This window comes from Ancylobacter pratisalsi, assembly GCF_010669125.1.
Lineage (GTDB): Bacteria > Pseudomonadota > Alphaproteobacteria > Rhizobiales > Xanthobacteraceae > Ancylobacter > Ancylobacter pratisalsi.
Genome location: NZ_CP048630.1, coordinates 1,299,930 through 1,315,312, shown reverse-complemented (window position 1 = coordinate 1,315,312; position 15,383 = coordinate 1,299,930). Strand labels below are relative to the sequence as shown.

14 protein-coding genes are annotated in these 15,383 nt (G+C 63.8%); 12 read left to right on the top strand and 2 right to left on the bottom strand.

Features of this window, described 5'->3' with window-relative positions; genetic code table 11:
• Positions 1-14 precede the first annotated feature (14 nt).
• The 12 genes from G3A50_RS06360 to glmM all read left to right on the top strand — a co-directional run bounded on the left by G3A50_RS06360 (position 15) and on the right by glmM (position 13,183).
• Positions 15-461: a DUF2852 domain-containing protein gene (locus G3A50_RS06360; RefSeq protein ID WP_163074474.1), complete on the top strand. Its 447-nt coding sequence runs from the start codon at positions 15-17 to the stop codon at positions 459-461.
• 134 nt (positions 462-595) lie between these two features.
• Positions 596-1,105: a tol-pal system-associated acyl-CoA thioesterase gene (ybgC, locus tag G3A50_RS06355; RefSeq protein ID WP_163074473.1), complete on the top strand. Its 510-nt coding sequence runs from the start codon at positions 596-598 to the stop codon at positions 1,103-1,105.
• A gap of 439 nt (positions 1,106-1,544) precedes the next feature.
• Positions 1,545-2,222 (top strand): protein TolQ, encoded by a 678-nt coding sequence (tolQ, locus tag G3A50_RS06350; RefSeq protein WP_170308663.1) that lies wholly within the window; start codon positions 1,545-1,547, stop codon positions 2,220-2,222.
• Between the two features lie 3 nt (positions 2,223-2,225).
• The gene (gene tolR / locus G3A50_RS06345; RefSeq protein ID WP_170308627.1) at positions 2,226-2,678 is read left to right on the top strand and encodes a protein TolR; all 453 of its coding nucleotides are present in this window, start codon (positions 2,226-2,228) and stop codon (positions 2,676-2,678) included.
• Positions 2,679-2,681: 3 nt separating this feature from the next.
• Complete coding sequence (locus G3A50_RS06340) at positions 2,682-3,665, top strand: cell envelope biogenesis protein TolA (RefSeq protein WP_163074470.1); 984 nt, start codon at positions 2,682-2,684, stop codon at positions 3,663-3,665.
• Positions 3,666-3,801: 136 nt separating this feature from the next.
• On the top strand, positions 3,802-5,160 hold the full coding sequence (gene tolB / locus G3A50_RS06335; RefSeq protein ID WP_163074469.1) for a Tol-Pal system beta propeller repeat protein TolB: 1,359 nt from the start codon (positions 3,802-3,804) through the stop codon (positions 5,158-5,160).
• Positions 5,161-5,325: 165 nt separating this feature from the next.
• Complete coding sequence (pal, locus tag G3A50_RS06330) at positions 5,326-5,811, top strand: peptidoglycan-associated lipoprotein Pal (RefSeq protein WP_425483469.1); 486 nt, start codon at positions 5,326-5,328, stop codon at positions 5,809-5,811.
• Between the two features lie 228 nt (positions 5,812-6,039).
• Positions 6,040-6,954: a tol-pal system protein YbgF gene (gene ybgF, locus G3A50_RS06325; RefSeq protein WP_246252181.1), complete on the top strand. Its 915-nt coding sequence runs from the start codon at positions 6,040-6,042 to the stop codon at positions 6,952-6,954.
• The gene (tilS, locus tag G3A50_RS06320) at positions 6,941-7,963 is read left to right on the top strand and encodes a tRNA lysidine(34) synthetase TilS (protein ID WP_246252178.1); all 1,023 of its coding nucleotides are present in this window, start codon (positions 6,941-6,943) and stop codon (positions 7,961-7,963) included. Before ybgF ends, tilS begins: the two co-directional genes overlap by 14 nt.
• Before the next feature lie 188 nt (positions 7,964-8,151).
• Positions 8,152-10,071: an ATP-dependent zinc metalloprotease FtsH gene (gene ftsH, locus G3A50_RS06315; RefSeq protein ID WP_163074466.1), complete on the top strand. Its 1,920-nt coding sequence runs from the start codon at positions 8,152-8,154 to the stop codon at positions 10,069-10,071.
• Positions 10,072-10,283: 212 nt separating this feature from the next.
• Positions 10,284-11,681, top strand: a complete 1,398-nt coding sequence (locus G3A50_RS06310) for a nucleobase:cation symporter-2 family protein (protein WP_163074465.1) — start codon at positions 10,284-10,286, stop codon at positions 11,679-11,681.
• Between the two features lie 155 nt (positions 11,682-11,836).
• Complete coding sequence (gene glmM / locus G3A50_RS06305; RefSeq protein WP_163074464.1) at positions 11,837-13,183, top strand: phosphoglucosamine mutase; 1,347 nt, start codon at positions 11,837-11,839, stop codon at positions 13,181-13,183.
• Positions 13,184-13,219: 36 nt separating this feature from the next.
• On the opposite strand, the gene choV is transcribed toward glmM, so the two are convergent.
• Both choV and choW read right to left on the bottom strand, forming a co-directional pair.
• Positions 13,220-14,413 carry a choline ABC transporter ATP-binding protein gene (choV, locus tag G3A50_RS06300; protein ID WP_163074463.1) on the bottom strand — a complete coding sequence of 398 codons (1,194 nt, stop codon included), beginning with the start codon at positions 14,411-14,413 and terminating at the stop codon, positions 13,220-13,222.
• 8 nt (positions 14,414-14,421) lie between these two features.
• Positions 14,422-15,273, bottom strand: a complete 852-nt coding sequence (gene choW, locus G3A50_RS06295) for a choline ABC transporter permease subunit (protein WP_163074462.1) — start codon at positions 15,271-15,273, stop codon at positions 14,422-14,424.
• Between the last annotated feature and the right edge of the window lie 110 nt (positions 15,274-15,383).

Here is a 15,383-nt window from a genome sequence, read left to right as displayed (position 1 = left end):
CAGGAACGGATGCCATGGAGCTCGCTCAAAAGCTCGACTACTACGGCAAGCCCGCCTGGATCGCGCTCACGGTCCTCGGCTTTATGGCTTGGTGGCCCCTGGGTCTGGCGATCCTGGCTTTCACCATAGGGAGTGGACGGATGTTTTTTGGCGGCAAGCGCGGCTTCGGCCGCTGGCAGGAAGAGGGCGCAGAGGCTATGCGCCATGCGTTCGGAGGCCGTTGCGGCCGGCGGAGCGGCTTTTCCCCGAGCGGCAATCGTGCCTTCGATGAGTACCGGGAGGACACGCTGCGTCGTCTCGAGGACGAGCAGAAGGACTTCAAGGACTTCCTCGAACGTCTGCGGCAGGCCAAGGACAAGGCCGAGTTCGACCAGTTCATGGCCGATCGGCGCAATCGTCCCGACACACCGCCCCCCTCCGATGCCTCTTCGGGTTCATCGTGGAACCAGCCCCAGGGCTGATCCGCACCCCACCCGTTCACTTTCGTCACAGCCCGGCCACGTGCCGGGCTGTTGCGTTTGGCCGAAGGGTGCGCCGCTTTATTCACCACGCGGCTTTATTCACAAGGTGCGCGCCCTCGTTTATGAGGGCGTGCATGAACGAACGCCATGATCCCCTCTCGCCGGACGTCCTGAAGGCCGATCCCTTTCTGCATCTCGCCGGCCGGCTGGTGCCGGGCGGTCATGTGCTGCCGGTACGGGTCTACTACGAGGACACGGATTTCTCCGGCATCGTCTATCATGCCAATTATCTGAAATTCATGGAGCGCTCGCGCTCCGACCATCTACGCCTGGTCGGTGTGGTGCAGGGCGAACTGTTCGGCGAGGCACTGGCCGAGGCCCCTGGCTTCGCATTCGTGGTGCGCTCGATGGAGCTGCAGTTCCTGCGCCCCGCGCGTATCGACGACGTGCTGGAGATCCATACCTCGCCGATCGAGGTCGCCGGGGCATCCATTACCCTGTTGCAGAAGGTGATGCGCGGCGCTGAACTGCTGGTCGAGGGCAAGGTGAAGGTTGCCTTCGTGGCCCAGGGCAGGGCGCGCCGGATCCCTGATGCTCTTCGCCTGGCAATGAAGGCGGCGTTGGAGGAAGCCGGCGAGGTTTGATGGCCCGGTCGGTATCGTCTCGACTGTCGCCCATATGACGCAGTGCTGTTGCGATGCGGCAACGCTAACCGGTCATTAACCTTAATAGGGTGATGTATCCTTCGGCTGCGCCTGCCTCGGATGATGGTCGCCCAAGTTTCGACAGACTCGATCGTTTGATGGCGGACGGGTTTTCCCGGCAGCCATGCTCCTTGCACGCCGCTGTCCGGCAGCCGGTGTGAAACGGTATTCCGACCCCTTGTGATCTGGCAGGATAGGCTTGATGACGCTGAAGAAGATTTTGTTCGCGGTGGCGCTTTTCTTGGCGGCATCGGCGTCGTTCGCTTATGCCCAGTCGACCACGCCCCCGGTCGATGCCGCGCCGACGGCGCAGGTGCAGGTGCAGGGGCAGGCTGTCGCGGCCCCGCCCGGCGCCGCGGCGGCGTCCAGTGGCGTAGGTATGCAGAGTGCGGACCTCTCCCTCATCGGGCTGTTCCTCCAGGCGCACATTCTCGTGAAGTTCGTGATGGCGGGGCTCATCCTGGCTTCGGTGTGGGTGTGGGCCATCATCATTGACAAGACGATTCTGTATGGCCGCATGAAGCGGCAGATGGACAGGTTCGAATCCACGTTCTGGTCCGGCCAGAGCCTTGAGGAACTCTATCGCTCGCTGTCATCCCGGCCGAACCATGCCATGGCCGCGATCTTCGTCGCGGCGATGCGCGAATGGAAGCGCTCCTATGAAGGGGGCGCGCGCTCGTTTGCCGGGCTGACGCAGCGTCTCGACAAGGTGATGGACGTGACCATCGCCCGCGAGGTCGAGCGTCTGGAAAACCGTCTTCTCGTTCTGGCGACGGTTGGTTCGGCAGGCCCCTTCATCGGCCTTTTCGGAACGGTGTGGGGCATCATGACCAGCTTCCAGTCGATCGCCGCATCCAAGAACACCAGCCTTGCGGTTGTGGCGCCGGGTATTGCCGAAGCCCTGTTTGCGACCGCTATCGGCCTTATCGCCGCCATTCCAGCGACCATTTTCTATAACAAGTTCATTTCCCAGGTGAATCGACAGGCGCTTCGGCTGGAGGGCTTCGCGGACGAATTTTCGGCCATCCTGTCGCGGCAGATCGACGAACGGGGCTGACGAATGGGTATGTCCGCAAGCGGCGGAGGTGGCTGGAAGTCGCGGCGTTCGCGCCGGCGACGCGGCGGCGCCGTCATGTCCGAGATCAACGTCACGCCGATGGTCGACGTGATGCTGGTGCTGCTGATCATCTTCATGGTGGCGGCGCCGATGCTGACCGTAGGCGTGCCGCTCGACCTGCCGCAGACGCAGGCGCAGGCCGTTCCTCAGGACAGCGAACCCCTGGTGGTCAACATCACCAAGGAAGGCAAGGTCTTCCTGCAGGACACGGAGATCCCGATCGACGAACTCGTCCCCAAGCTTCAAGCCATCGGCAAGGCGGGCTATGAGGAGCGCATCTTCGTGCGCGCCGACAAGAGCCTCGACTACGGCACCGTCATGCGCGTGATGGGCCGGTTGTCCGGTGCGGGCTTCAAGCGCGTCGCGCTGGTTTCTGAAGTCGAGCAGGGCAACTGATCCATGCGCGCGGGCTTCATCTCATCGGCGGTTCTTCACGCGGGCATCATCGGCTTCATGGCGGTGTCGTTCTCTTCGGCCAATCCGTTCGAGGTACCGCCGGTCGAGTCGATGCCGATCGACATCATTTCCGACGCCGAGATGTCGCAGATGATGGCGGGCAAGAAGGATGCGCCGAAGGCCGAGGCGCCCAAGCCGGTGGTCGAGAAGGTCGAGGACAAGCCCAAGCCTGCCGAGAATCTTGAAGCCAAGGTCGAGGACAAGCCGGAAATCAAGGCTGCCAAGGAAGCCGCCGCGCCGCCGCCCCCGCCGCCCGAGGAAGCCAAACCGGCTGAGCCGAAGCCGCCTGCCGCACAGGCCGAGGCCAAGCCCGAGCCGGCGCCGCCCAAGGATGCCGAGGCGCTTGCGGCCAAGCCGCCGGAGCCCAAGAAAGACGATCAGCCCAAGCCCGAGGAGACCGCGCAGGCCAAGCCCGCGCCCGCGCCTCCGAGAAAGCCCAAGAACATACCGCCCAAGGTCGTGCAGGCGCCGCCGAGCGATCAGAAGGAATTCAACCCCAACGATATCGCCGCCCTGCTCAACAAGCAGGAAGCCCGGCGCATGGCGTCGATCGGCGACACCATCAACAACACCAGTTCACTCGGTGCGTCCACAGGCTATGCCCCTACGCTCTCACAGACCGAACTCGACGCGCTGAGAGCGTATCTCGCGCGCTTCTGGCACATGCCGACGGGTGCGGCCAATGTCAGCCGGGTCAAGGTGATCGTCGTGGTGCAGCTGAGCCCGAACCGTACGCTGATCGCTCGTCCTGAAGTGGTGGGAATCGAGGACGCCTCGAACCCCTATGCGCCGCAGATGAGGGAAAGCGTCGAGCGCGCCATTTATGCTGCCGCACAGCAGCCCAACCCGTTTCCGATGCTTTCCGCCGACAAATACGACGTCTGGCGTGAAATGCAGCTGACCTTCGATCCGTCATGGATTCAGTGATGCATGTGGCGCCGGTCGGCCTGGCATCCGCGCTGTTGCCAGAATGTGCTGTTTCCTGGGCAGCACAGAAAGTGATTCGACAGCAGACGTTTGGGACGGGCATTCGCCGTCAGCGGTTAACATTGAGATCGATATTATGAGTCACATTGTCCGTTCCGGCCGTTCGGGTCACCTCATTGGCCGGCGCGGTCTCCTGGCCGGTGCCGGTGCGCTCACCGGTCTTGGTCTGCTTACACGCCCGGCAGAAGCGGTGCTCAAGCTCGACGTGACCGGCGGATCGGTGCAGCCGCTGCCTATTGCCATCACCGATTTCGTCGGCGGTAGCAGCCCGCAGGACGTGGAAGCGGGCAAGGGGGTGACGCAGATCATTACTGCCGATCTTCGCCGCTCCGGCCTGTTCGCGCCGATCGATCCGGCCGCCTTTGTCGAGAAGATCACCAATCCCGACACCTCGCCGCGCTTCCAGGACTGGCGTGTGATCAACGCGCAGGCACTGGTCACCGGCCGCATGACCCGCCAGCCCGACGGGCGCGTGAAGGCCGAGTTCCGCCTGTGGGACGTCTTTGCCGGCCAGCAGCTCATCGGACAGCAGTACTTCACCCAGCCGGAGAACTGGCGCCGCGTCGCCCATATCATCGCCGACGCGATCTATGAGCGCCTTACCGGCGAAAAGGGCTATTTCGACACGCGCATCGTCTTCGTCGACGAGAGCGGGCCGAAGGAAAAGCGGATCAAACGCCTCGCCATCATGGACCAGGACGGCGCCAATGTGACGTATCTCACACGCGGCGACGACCTTGTCCTGACGCCGCGTTTCTCGCCGACCAGCCAGGAAATCACCTATATGAGCTATGGCGGCGGCGAACCGCGCGTCTACCTGCTCAACATCGAGAACGGCCAGCGGGAAGTGGTCGGCAACTTCCCGAATATGAGCTTCTCGCCACGCTTCGCGCCCGATGGTCAGAGGGTCATCCTGTCCCTTCAGCAGGGAAGTAATTCCAACATCTTTGTCATGGATTTGAGGTCCAAGGCGACGACGCGGCTCACGGACACGGCGGCGATCGATACCGCGCCATGCTATTCACCCGATGGCTCGCAGATCTGCTTCGAGAGCGATCGCGGTGGGACCTCGCAGATTTACGTGATGAATCCCGACGGCTCGAACCCGCACCGCATTTCGTTTGGCGACGGGCGCTATTCGACGCCGGTGTGGTCACCGCGGGGTGACGTCATCGCCTTCACCAAACAGGCCCAGGGTCGTTTCGCCATTGGCATTATGAGTCCGGACGGCACGGGCGAGCGTATTCTGACCGAGGGCTATCACAATGAAGGGCCGACCTTCGCTCCGAACGGGCGCGTGATCATGTTCTTCCGCGATCCTGGCGGGGCGGCGGGACCCCAGCTCTACACGGTCGACATTACCGGCTACAACGAGCAGCGAGTGCCGACTCCAAGCTACGCGTCCGATCCTGCCTGGTCGCCCCTGCGTTCATAGAGCGCGTTTGGGAACGATTAACCATAAGAGATGGTTTAAGCCATGGTCGCGGTTTCGACGCAATTGGGCAAGGTTCCGTAAAGGTTGACGGGCCATCCATTAACGCAATCACGCTAGATCGGGGCGCCCGGTCAGGGAATTTAGGAGTCAGCGGTCATGATCCGTATGTTGCGCCAGTGGGGCGGAGCGCGCGTCGCCTTTATCATCGGCTTTGCGATGCTCGCGGCGGCCTGCGCGAAGAATCCGATGGATGGCGCGGGTCAGGCGCTTGGTTCCGCGCCTCCGGGCAGCCCGCAGGAATTCATCGTCTCGGTCGGTGACCGCGTGTTCTTCGAAAGCGACCAGTCCGACGTGTCGCCGCAGGCGGCGCAGACACTCGACAAGCAGGCGCAGTGGCTGAACCACTATTCGAAGTACACCTTCACCATCGAAGGCCATGCCGACGAACGCGGCACGCGCGAATACAACATCGCACTCGGCGCACGCCGTGCGCAGAGCGTGCGCGATTATCTCGTCTCCCGCGGCGTCGATGCCAACCGTATGCGCACCATCTCCTACGGCAAGGAGCGCCCGGTGGCAGTGTGCAACGATATCTCCTGCTGGTCGCAGAACCGGCGCGTGGTGACGGTGCTGAACGCGACCGGCTCCTGAGTTCAGGGGCCGCTTCACGGCGCGGGCTTCAGGTGTAGGGTCTAGTTGCCCAGCCTGTTGCCCGAGGGCGTGAGGTCAGGTTCCGCCGGGGCGGATACCGGCGCCGGGTCACACTTTGGACGCGATCACTCACCTATGTTCCGCTATCATGCGGATGCCCGCGAGGTTGATCCGTCTTTGCCAAGGCATGTCCCGTTGCCTGTATCGAAGCCTTCAGTAGTGACCATTATGTCCCGTGCTCCCCGCCTTTCTGCTGTTCTGCTGCTTGCCGGTTTCGCGGCGACAGCGCCCGTCGCCTGGAGTGGCGCGCAGGCGCAAGCGACGAATGACTTCTTCGGTAATCTGTTCAAACCGCCGGGGCAGGTGCGCTCGGGAAATACCGGCTCTGCGGCCACGGAGGCCGACGCGCAGGGCTCCGTATCGGCGCGGATGGATCGGTTCGAAAGCCAGCTTCGGCTTATGACGGGCCAGATCGAGGAATTGCAGTACCGGAACCAGCAGCTCGAAAACCAGCTGCGGGCGTTGCAGGGCGGCGGTGTGGCGCCTGCGGGTGGCGCCGGCGTTCCCCCGGCCATGCCCGATCCCAATCGCCGCGCGGATGTGTTCGATCCCGCTGCCCAGCCCTCGGCTCCCGGCGCGCCACGTCCTCTCGGTACGACCGCGCCTTCCGGTCCGGCGCCGAGCATGGCTCCAGGTACGCCGATGGACCTTGGAGCGCTGTCGGGATCGGTTGCTGGCACCGCGGCAATGCCGCCTGCGGGTAGCCCGAAGGACCTGTACGATGCAGCCTATGGCTACATGCTGCAGCAGGATTATGCGCAGTCTGGCCAGGCTTTCGAGCAGTTCATCCAGCTCTATCCCAATGACCGCGCTGCCCCTGACGCCTATTACTGGCTCGGCGAAACGCAGTATCTGCGCAAATCCTACAAGGAGGCTGCGCAGAATTTCCTCAAGGTTTCGACCGACTATCCAAACGCGGTAAAGGCGCCGGATGCGCTGCTGCGGCTTGGCCAGTCCCTCGCAGCGATCGGCGAGAAGGACGCCGCCTGCGCGACGCTCAATGCCGTGAACAACAAGTACCCGCGCGCCTCCACGACCATCAAGCAGGGTGTGGCGCAGGAGCAGAAGCGTGCCGGCTGCTAGGCCGGCGTCGATTCCCGTCTTTCCCGACGAGCGCGCGCTCGCAGCCATCTTCGCGTCCCTCCACGATCGCCGCCGGGTGCTTCTTGCGGTGTCGGGCGGTCCTGACTCGACGGCGCTGATGCTGCTCGCCCGGAAATGGTGTGCGGCGCGGCCGGACGGGCCTGCCCTGGCTGTCGCCACCGTGGATCATGGCCTGAGACCCGAGGCCCGCGAAGAGGCCGAGGCCGTCGGCCGACTGGCACGACAGCTTGGCCTGTCCCACGCGGTGCTGGACCTGCCGACACGGCTGACGTCTTCCGGCCTGCAGGAAGCGGCGCGCAATGGACGCTACGAGGCGCTTCTCGCTCATGCGCGCGCCATCGACGCCGATGGCATTGTCACCGCCCATACCCGCGACGACCAGGCGGAGACCGTACTGTTCCGCCTGATGCGTGGCTCTGGACTTTCAGGACTCGCCGGAATCCCTGCGACGCGTGAGCTTGGCGGGGTGGCGCTGCTGCGTCCGCTATTGGGCTGGGCGAAGGACGACCTCCTGGCGATCTGCGCCACCGCTGGCGTCGACTTTGTGGTGGACCCTTCCAATGCCGATCCGCGATTCGCGCGCGCGAGGTTGCGGGCATTGATGCCGACGTTGGCGCGGGAGGGGCTTGATGCGAACCGTCTGTCCCGCCTTGCCTCACGCCTGGCGCGCGCCGATGCGGCGCTCGAAAGCGCGGTTGACGCGGCCGCCGCGGACCTGTGGTCCGTGGACGGCGAGGGTATCGCCCTCGGACGTGGCGCCTTGCTCGCCCTGCCGCCCGAGATCGGCCTGCGTCTCATGGGTCGGGTGGTGCAGGAGGTCGGGGACGGGCCGGTTGAACTCGCGAAGCTGGAAGCCGTTCACGACTGGCTTGTCGCCCTGCCGGCCACGGGAACTGGGGCGCGTACCCTCGCCGGCGCGCTGATCCGCGCTCGCCGCGCACATATCGTGGTACGCCGCGCGCCGCCTCGTCGTATGGTAAAAAGCTGAGCGATGCTGGTTTTGTGGTGCACAAATCCAGCTTTCTGACGCGAATGTGCGCGTGCTGGGAACCGCTTTTTCCACGGCATCTTGGCAAGCATCAATGGCAGACCTAAATTACGGTGCGAAAAGGGAGGTCCGCCAGCGCCGGCGGAACCCGCGCGCGTCGGCCGATAACCGGCGCCGAAAGGAACGAGATGAACGCCAATATCCGGAATTTTGCCCTGTGGGTGATCATCGTTCTGCTGCTCCTGGCGCTTTTTTCGCTGTTCCAGAATCCGGCTCAGCGCCAGGCGGCGAACGATATTAGCTTCTCGCAGCTTCTTAACGAGGTCGATCAGGGCCGCGTGCGTGACGTCGTTATCCAGGGCCCGGAGATCACCGGCTCCTTCACCGATGGCCGCGCCTTCCAGACCTATTCGCCGAATGACCCCTCGCTGGTCCAGCGGCTGTATGGCAAGGGCGTTTCGATCACGGCCAAACCGCAGCAGGACAATGTCCCGTGGTTTGTCAGCCTGCTGATCTCCTGGCTGCCCTTCATCGCGCTGATCGGCGTGTGGATCTTCCTCTCGCGCCAGATGCAGGGTGCGGGTGGCAAGGCCATGGGCTTCGGAAAGAGCCGGGCCAAGCTGCTGACGGAGGCACATGGCCGGGTCACCTTCGAGGACGTCGCGGGCATTGACGAGGCGAAGAGCGATCTGACGGAGATCGTGGAATTCCTGCGCGATCCGCAGAAATTCCAGCGGCTCGGCGGGCGCATCCCGCGCGGCGTGCTCCTCGTTGGCCCGCCCGGCACGGGTAAGACCCTGCTCGCCCGCGCCATCGCCGGCGAGGCGAATGTGCCGTTCTTCACGATCTCCGGCTCGGACTTCGTCGAGATGTTCGTGGGTGTCGGCGCGTCCCGTGTGCGCGACATGTTCGAGCAGGCGAAGAAGAATGCGCCCTGCATCATCTTCATCGATGAAATCGATGCAGTCGGCCGTCATCGCGGTGCTGGCCTTGGCGGCGGCAACGACGAGCGCGAGCAGACGCTGAACCAGCTCCTCGTCGAGATGGATGGCTTCGAGGCGAATGAGGGCATCATTCTCATCGCTGCGACCAACCGCCCGGACGTGCTGGATCCTGCACTGTTGCGTCCTGGCCGTTTCGACCGTCAGGTCATCGTGCCGAACCCCGACGTCGTCGGTCGCGAGCAGATCCTCAAGGTCCATGCCCGCAAGGTGCCGATTGCACCGGACGTGAACCTCAAGGTCATCGCCCGCGGCACGCCCGGGTTCTCCGGCGCGGACCTTGCGAATCTCTGCAACGAAGCAGCTCTCATGGCCGCCCGGCGCAACAAGCGCATGGTGACGATGAGCGACTTCGAGGATGCCAAGGACAAGGTGATGATGGGCGCGGAACGGCGCTCGCTGGTCATGACCGAGGACGAGAAGATGCTGACCGCCTATCACGAAGGCGGCCATGCCATCGTTGCGCTCAAGGTTCCGGCGACGGATCCGGTGCACAAGGCCACCATCATCCCGCGCGGCCGCGCGCTCGGCATGGTTATGCAGCTGCCCGAACGCGACAAGCTCTCCATGAGCTACGAGCAGATGACCTCGCGTCTTGCCATCATGATGGGCGGGCGCGTCGCCGAGGAACTGATCTTCGGTCATGACAAGGTCACCTCGGGCGCGGCGTCCGACATCGAGCAGGCGACCAGGCTTGCCCGCATGATGGTCACCCGCTGGGGCTTCTCGGAGAAGCTGGGTCAGGTCGCCTATGGCGAGAACCAGGACGAGGTGTTCCTCGGCATGTCGATGCAACGCCAGCAGAACGTCTCCGAGGCGACCGCCCAGACGATCGACAGCGAAGTGCGCCGGCTCGTCGACGAGGGCTATGTCGAGGCCAAGCGCATTCTCACCGAGAATCTCGAGCAGCTGGAAGCTCTGGCGCGCGGTCTTCTCGAGTATGAGACACTGTCGGGCGATGAGATCATCAACCTGCTCGATGGTCAGCCTCCGGTGCGCGACACCACCATCGAGCCGGCTCACACGCGTGGTTCGGTGGTGCCGACCGCGGGCAAGAACCGCCCTCCGCGTCCCGACGCCGGCATGGAGCCGCAGCCGCAGGCATAAACGAGAGACAGCAATATCGTGACAATCCCGAAAGCCCCGGCGCATGCGCCGGGGCTTTTCTTTATGGGCAGGTTGCCGCGCCACGATGGTGTTGGGGCTCGACGCTAAGCAGCTTTTCGAAGGGTGCCATGGCACCATGGCATGAACATTGAATACCTTTCGTAGCGAGACTGGGTGCAATCACGCCCCGGGGCCCAGCAGCGGAGGGTTACATGACAGCGAAAGTGCATCCGGTAGATGAGAAGCTGCCCTGGCCGCGGCTCACCACGCTTGGCCTGCAGCACGTTTTGGTCATGTATGCAGGCGCCGTGGCGGTGCCGCTTATCGTCGGACGGGCGCTGAAGCTTCCTCCCGAGGATGTCGCCTTCCTCATCAGCGCCGACCTTTTTGTCTGTGGCCTTGCCACACTTATCCAGAGCCTCGGCTTTCCCGGTGTCGGTATCCGTCTCCCGGTCATGATGGGGGTGACCTTCGCCTCGGTCGGGCCGATGCTCTCGATCGCCACCACGGGAGATATCGGCATTCTGGGCATCTACGGCTCGGTGATCGCCGCCGGTATCTTTGGCATCGTCATCGCCCCCTTCGTCTCGCGGCTGCTGCCGCTGTTCCCGCCTGTGGTGACAGGTACGATCATCATGGTGATCGGCATTTCGCTGATGAGGGTCGGCATTAACTGGGCCGGAGGCGGTCTGCCGACGGTGACCAAAGTGGTCGATGGCGTGCGCGGCTCCTTTCCCAACCCAAATTACGCCCAGGTCGGCGGCCTTGCGATTGCGCTGTTCGTGCTTGTCGTCATTCTCGCGCTTACCAAGTGGGGAAAGGGGTTCGTCGCAAATGTCGCCGTGCTGCTGGGCATCATTGCCGGTTGCGCGCTGGCAAGCGTGATCGGCGTGATGCACTTCGAGAAGGTGGCGCAGGCCGATTGGTTCGGCGTCGTCGTCCCGTTTCACTTCGGCATGCCCGAGTTTTACATCGTGCCTGTGCTGACGATGTGCCTTGTGATGATCGTCGTCATGATCGAATCGCTCGGCATGTTTCTCGCGCTGGGCGACATGACGGGCAAGAGCATCGACCGCGCTGATCTCACGGCTGGTCTGCGCGCGGATGGCGTGGGCACACTGCTGGGCGGCCTCTTCAACACCTTCCCCTACACATCCTTCTCGCAGAATGTCGGACTTGTGGGCGTCACCGGGGTACGCTCTCGCTATGTGACCGCCGCCGGTGGCGTGATCATGCTGGGGCTCGGGCTGCTTCCCAAGATGGCGGCGATCGTCGAGGCCGTGCCGCAGGTCGTGCTCGGCGGCGCCGGTCTGGTGATGTTCGGGATGGTGGCTGCGACCGGTGCGCGTATCCTCACCAGTGTCGACTTCCGCAATAACCGCTTCAATCTCTACGTGGTCGCGGTAGCGGTCGGCTTCGGGATGATTCCCCAGGTGGCGCCCAACTTCTTCAAGAACCTCCCCCACGCGCTGCATCCCCTCCTCGAGTCGGGGATTCTCCTTGCCGCTATCGCGGCGGTCATACTGAACGCCTTCTTCAATGGCGTGCGAAGCACCGAGGAAGCCGAGCGAGAAGTGGCGGCAGCGGCAGCCGCGGTGGAGCACGGCTGAGTTGCGTTGCAAGGTGTGCTTACACTTTGTGAAACCCTTTGCGTCATCGTCGGTGCTAGAGACGTGAAACAGTGGTGCGCGCGGGTTAGCTGCGCGCACGCTTTCGTTTGAAGGTCGACGGACCGAAAGGTGGGGCGGTCCTCAAGGGGCAGAGAATGGCACGCACATATTTTGGCACGGACGGTATTCGCGGCCGCGCCAACGGGATCCTCACGCCTGAGCTGGCGCTGCGCGTCGGCATGGCTGCGGGCTTCGTTTTCCATCGCGGCGAGCACCGGCATCGCGTGGTCATCGGCAAGGACACCCGCCTGTCCGGCTACATGATCGAAAACGCGTTGGTCGCCGGTTTCACCTCTGTCGGCATGGATGTGCTGCTGCTTGGCCCGATGCCGACGCCGGCGGTCGCCATGTTGACTCATTCCATGCGGGCGGATCTCGGTGTAATGATTTCGGCGTCGCACAACCCCTTTGACGACAATGGAATCAAGCTGTTCGGGCCCGATGGCTACAAGCTCTCGGACGCCATTGAGAGCGAGATCGAAGACCTCATCAATACCGACATGTCGTCCCGGCTTGCGCAACCGGCTCAGATGGGGCGCGCCAAGCGGCTGGAGAGCGTACATGCACGCTATATCGAGTTCGCCAAGCGCACCTTGCCGCGTAACCAGTCCTTCGAGGGCATCCGCGTGGTGGTCGACTGTGCCAACGGCGCGGGGTACCGCGTGGCCCCCGAGGCGCTGTGGGAGCTCGGCTGCGAGGTGATCGCCATCGGTGACAAGCCGGATGGTTTCAACATCAACCACGAAGTCGGGTCGACCGCCCCAGAGGCGCTGATGGCGAAGGTGCGCGAAGTCCGCGCCGACATTGGCATCGCGCTCGACGGCGACGCGGACCGCGTGCTGATCGTTGATGAGAAGGGCCATCTGGTCGACGGAGACCAGCTCATGGCTGTGGTTGCCGAGAGCTTCCAGGATGAGGGGCGCCTCACGCGCGCAGGCATCGTTGCTACGGTCATGTCGAATCTTGGCCTTGAGCGACATTTGGCCGGTCGCGGGCTCTCGCTGGTGCGTACGCCGGTTGGCGACCGCTACGTGCTGGAGCGCATGCGGGCTGATGGCTACAATGTTGGTGGCGAGCAGTCCGGCCACATCATCCTGTCGGACTATTCGACCACGGGTGACGGGCTGGTCGCCGCACTTCAGGTGCTTGCCATGGTGCAGCGCCGCCAGAAGCCGGTTTCGGAAGTGTGCCACTGCTTCGATCCGCTGCCGCAGATACTGAAGAATGTGCGGTACAAGAAAGGGCGGCCGCTGGAGGATGACGGTGTCATCAAGGCTATCGCCGCAGCCGAGCTGAAGCTGAACAGCCATGGCCGCCTGCTGATCCGTCCCTCGGGAACGGAGCCGGTGATCCGCGTGATGGGCGAAGGCGATGACCGCGCGCTTGTCGAATCCGTGGTGGCTGATGTTGTCGAGGCCGTCGGTTCCGCCGCAGCGGCCTGACGCAACACTCCCCGAACAGGCGCCCCAGGGGGCAGTCTAGCCGTCGAGCCGTCGCAGCAACCCGCGATAGATTTCGTCGTCGTCGCACAGTCCGGCGAGGCGCCCGAGGTCATCGACCAGCAGGATTGGCAGGTCGGTGTGGCGCTTCAGCTCGATCGCGGCTTTGAGACGAAGATCGACGGGCGCGACAATGCAGTCGCAGGCGATCGCGAGCCTGTCGTCGATGGTGCCGGCATCGCCATCGGCTGTTGCCAGCAGGCCGGCGCGGCCGTCGAGATCGATGCTGATGGGGCGACCCTCATCATCGATCTTCACCCTCACGCGGCCGGCCTTGTCGAGGACCACCGTGTCCCCGTCGCGCGGCAGGCTCGCCGCCGGGCGCATCACGGCGGTGCCGCGCAGCACGTTGAGCGGGTTCATATGCTTCACGAACTCGGCGACATATTCATTGGCCGGACGGAGCAGAATGTCCTCGGCCGTTCCGGCCTGGACGATGCGCCCGCCTTCCATGATGGCGATCTTGTTGCCGAGCTTGAGCGCCTCATCGAGGTCGTGGCTGACGAAAACGATGGTCTTGTGGATACGCCGCTGCAGGTCGAGCAACTCGTCTTGCAACTTGTCGCGGATCAGCGGGTCGAGCGCCGAGAAGGGTTCGTCCATGAGGAGGATATCGGCATCGGTCGCAAAAGCACGAGCGAGGCCGACGCGCTGCTGCATGCCACCGGAGAGTTCATTGGTGTATTTCTCGGCCCAGTTGGTAAGGCCGACCATGGCGAGCTTTTCGTCCACGATACGGGTGCGCTCGGCCGCCGGCATGCCGCGCAGTTCCAGACCGAAGCCCACATTGTCACGCACCGTGCGCCAGGGCAGCAGTCCGAACTGCTGGAACACCATGGAGACCGTGTGCATTCGAATGTCGCGCAGCGTGCCCTCGTCGCAGTGAGCGACATCGATCGCGGCGCCCTTGTGCTCGACGATGACTTCGCCGCGCGCCACCTCGTTCAGTCGATTTATGGCGCGCAGAATGGTGGACTTGCCCGATCCGGAAAGCCCCATCAGCACGCAGATCTCGCCGCGCTCCACGGCAAGGCTCACCCCCGCCGCACCCAGAACGGCGCCCGTCGTGGAGAGGATCTCTTCGCGCGTGCGGCCCTCGTCGATGAGCTTTAGCGCGCGCTTCTGGTCGGTGCCGAAGACGATGTCGATATTGCGGAATTCCACGGCCGGCATGGCGTATCTCACCCTTTCCGGGAGCGGCGTTCGGGCCGCTTGCACACGCGATCCAGCACGATCGCCAGCACGACGATGGCAAGGCCGGCCTCGAAGCCCATGGCGATGTTGACCGAGTTGAGTGCGCGCACCACCGGCTTGCCTAGTCCATCCGCACCGACCAGTGCCGCGATGACCACCATCGAAAGGCTCAGCATGATGCACTGGGTAATACCAGCCATGATGGTCGGCAGTGCGTGAGGCAACTCAATCTTGAACAGCAGCTGCGTCTTGGTGGCACCGAAGGCTTTCCCCGCTTCATAAAGCGCGGGTGGTACCGAAGAAATTCCGAGATGGGTCAGGCGGATCGGGGCGGGAATGGAGAAGATCACCGTCGAGATCAGCCCCGGCACCGCGCCGAGCCCGAACAGAACCAGCGTCGGGATCAGGTAAACGAAGGTCGGGATGGTCTGCATGAGGTCGAGGATCGGCCGGATGGCGGTGTAGATCCAGGGACGATGCGCGGCGGCGATGCCGATCGGCACTCCGACCACGACGCAGACCAGTGTGGCGCAGAAAACGAGGGAGAGCGTCTCCATCGTCGCTTCCCAATAGCCCAGATTGGCCACCAGCAGCAGTGCGCCGAGGATGAAGACGGTGAGCCCGATCGAGCGATGCACCAGCCAGGCGGCGAGGGCGAACAGCGCGATCAGAAGGAGCGGCGGCACGAAGAGCAGCGCAGCGGTGATGCCGTCGATGAGGGTGCCGAGCACCAGCGAGATCAGGTCGAAGAAGTCCTGTCCGTGGGTCGTCAGCAGGTCGACGAAGTCCCTAAGCCAGAGCCCCAGCGGGATCTTGTGATCGGTCAGCCAGTCATACATCGGGTCCGGCCTCAATTTCAGGTTGGGCGTGAAGGCGCGTGGCCTGCCGGCTGTGCACGTTCCGCCGGACATGTACGACGCGCGACCTTCGGTGTGACGGAGCGGCGTTG

Coding starts and splice junctions, on each gene's coding strand:
- glmM (WP_163074464.1), top strand. CDS start 11,837: ATGGCACGCACATATTTTGGCACGGACGGTATTCGCGGCCGCGCCAAC.
- pal (WP_425483469.1), top strand. CDS start 5,326: ATGTTGCGCCAGTGGGGCGGAGCGCGCGTCGCCTTTATCATCGGCTTT.
- G3A50_RS06360 (WP_163074474.1), top strand. CDS start 15: ATGGAGCTCGCTCAAAAGCTCGACTACTACGGCAAGCCCGCCTGGATC.
- G3A50_RS06310 (WP_163074465.1), top strand. CDS start 10,284: ATGACAGCGAAAGTGCATCCGGTAGATGAGAAGCTGCCCTGGCCGCGG.
- tolB (WP_163074469.1), top strand. CDS start 3,802: ATGAGTCACATTGTCCGTTCCGGCCGTTCGGGTCACCTCATTGGCCGG.
- ybgC (WP_163074473.1), top strand. CDS start 596: ATGAACGAACGCCATGATCCCCTCTCGCCGGACGTCCTGAAGGCCGAT.
- choV (WP_163074463.1), bottom strand. CDS start 14,413: ATGCCGGCCGTGGAATTCCGCAATATCGACATCGTCTTCGGCACCGAC.
- G3A50_RS06340 (WP_163074470.1), top strand. CDS start 2,682: ATGCGCGCGGGCTTCATCTCATCGGCGGTTCTTCACGCGGGCATCATC.
- tolQ (WP_170308663.1), top strand. CDS start 1,545: ATGCAGAGTGCGGACCTCTCCCTCATCGGGCTGTTCCTCCAGGCGCAC.
- ftsH (WP_163074466.1), top strand. CDS start 8,152: ATGAACGCCAATATCCGGAATTTTGCCCTGTGGGTGATCATCGTTCTG.
- choW (WP_163074462.1), bottom strand. CDS start 15,273: ATGTATGACTGGCTGACCGATCACAAGATCCCGCTGGGGCTCTGGCTT.
- ybgF (WP_246252181.1), top strand. CDS start 6,040: ATGTCCCGTGCTCCCCGCCTTTCTGCTGTTCTGCTGCTTGCCGGTTTC.
- tolR (WP_170308627.1), top strand. CDS start 2,226: ATGGGTATGTCCGCAAGCGGCGGAGGTGGCTGGAAGTCGCGGCGTTCG.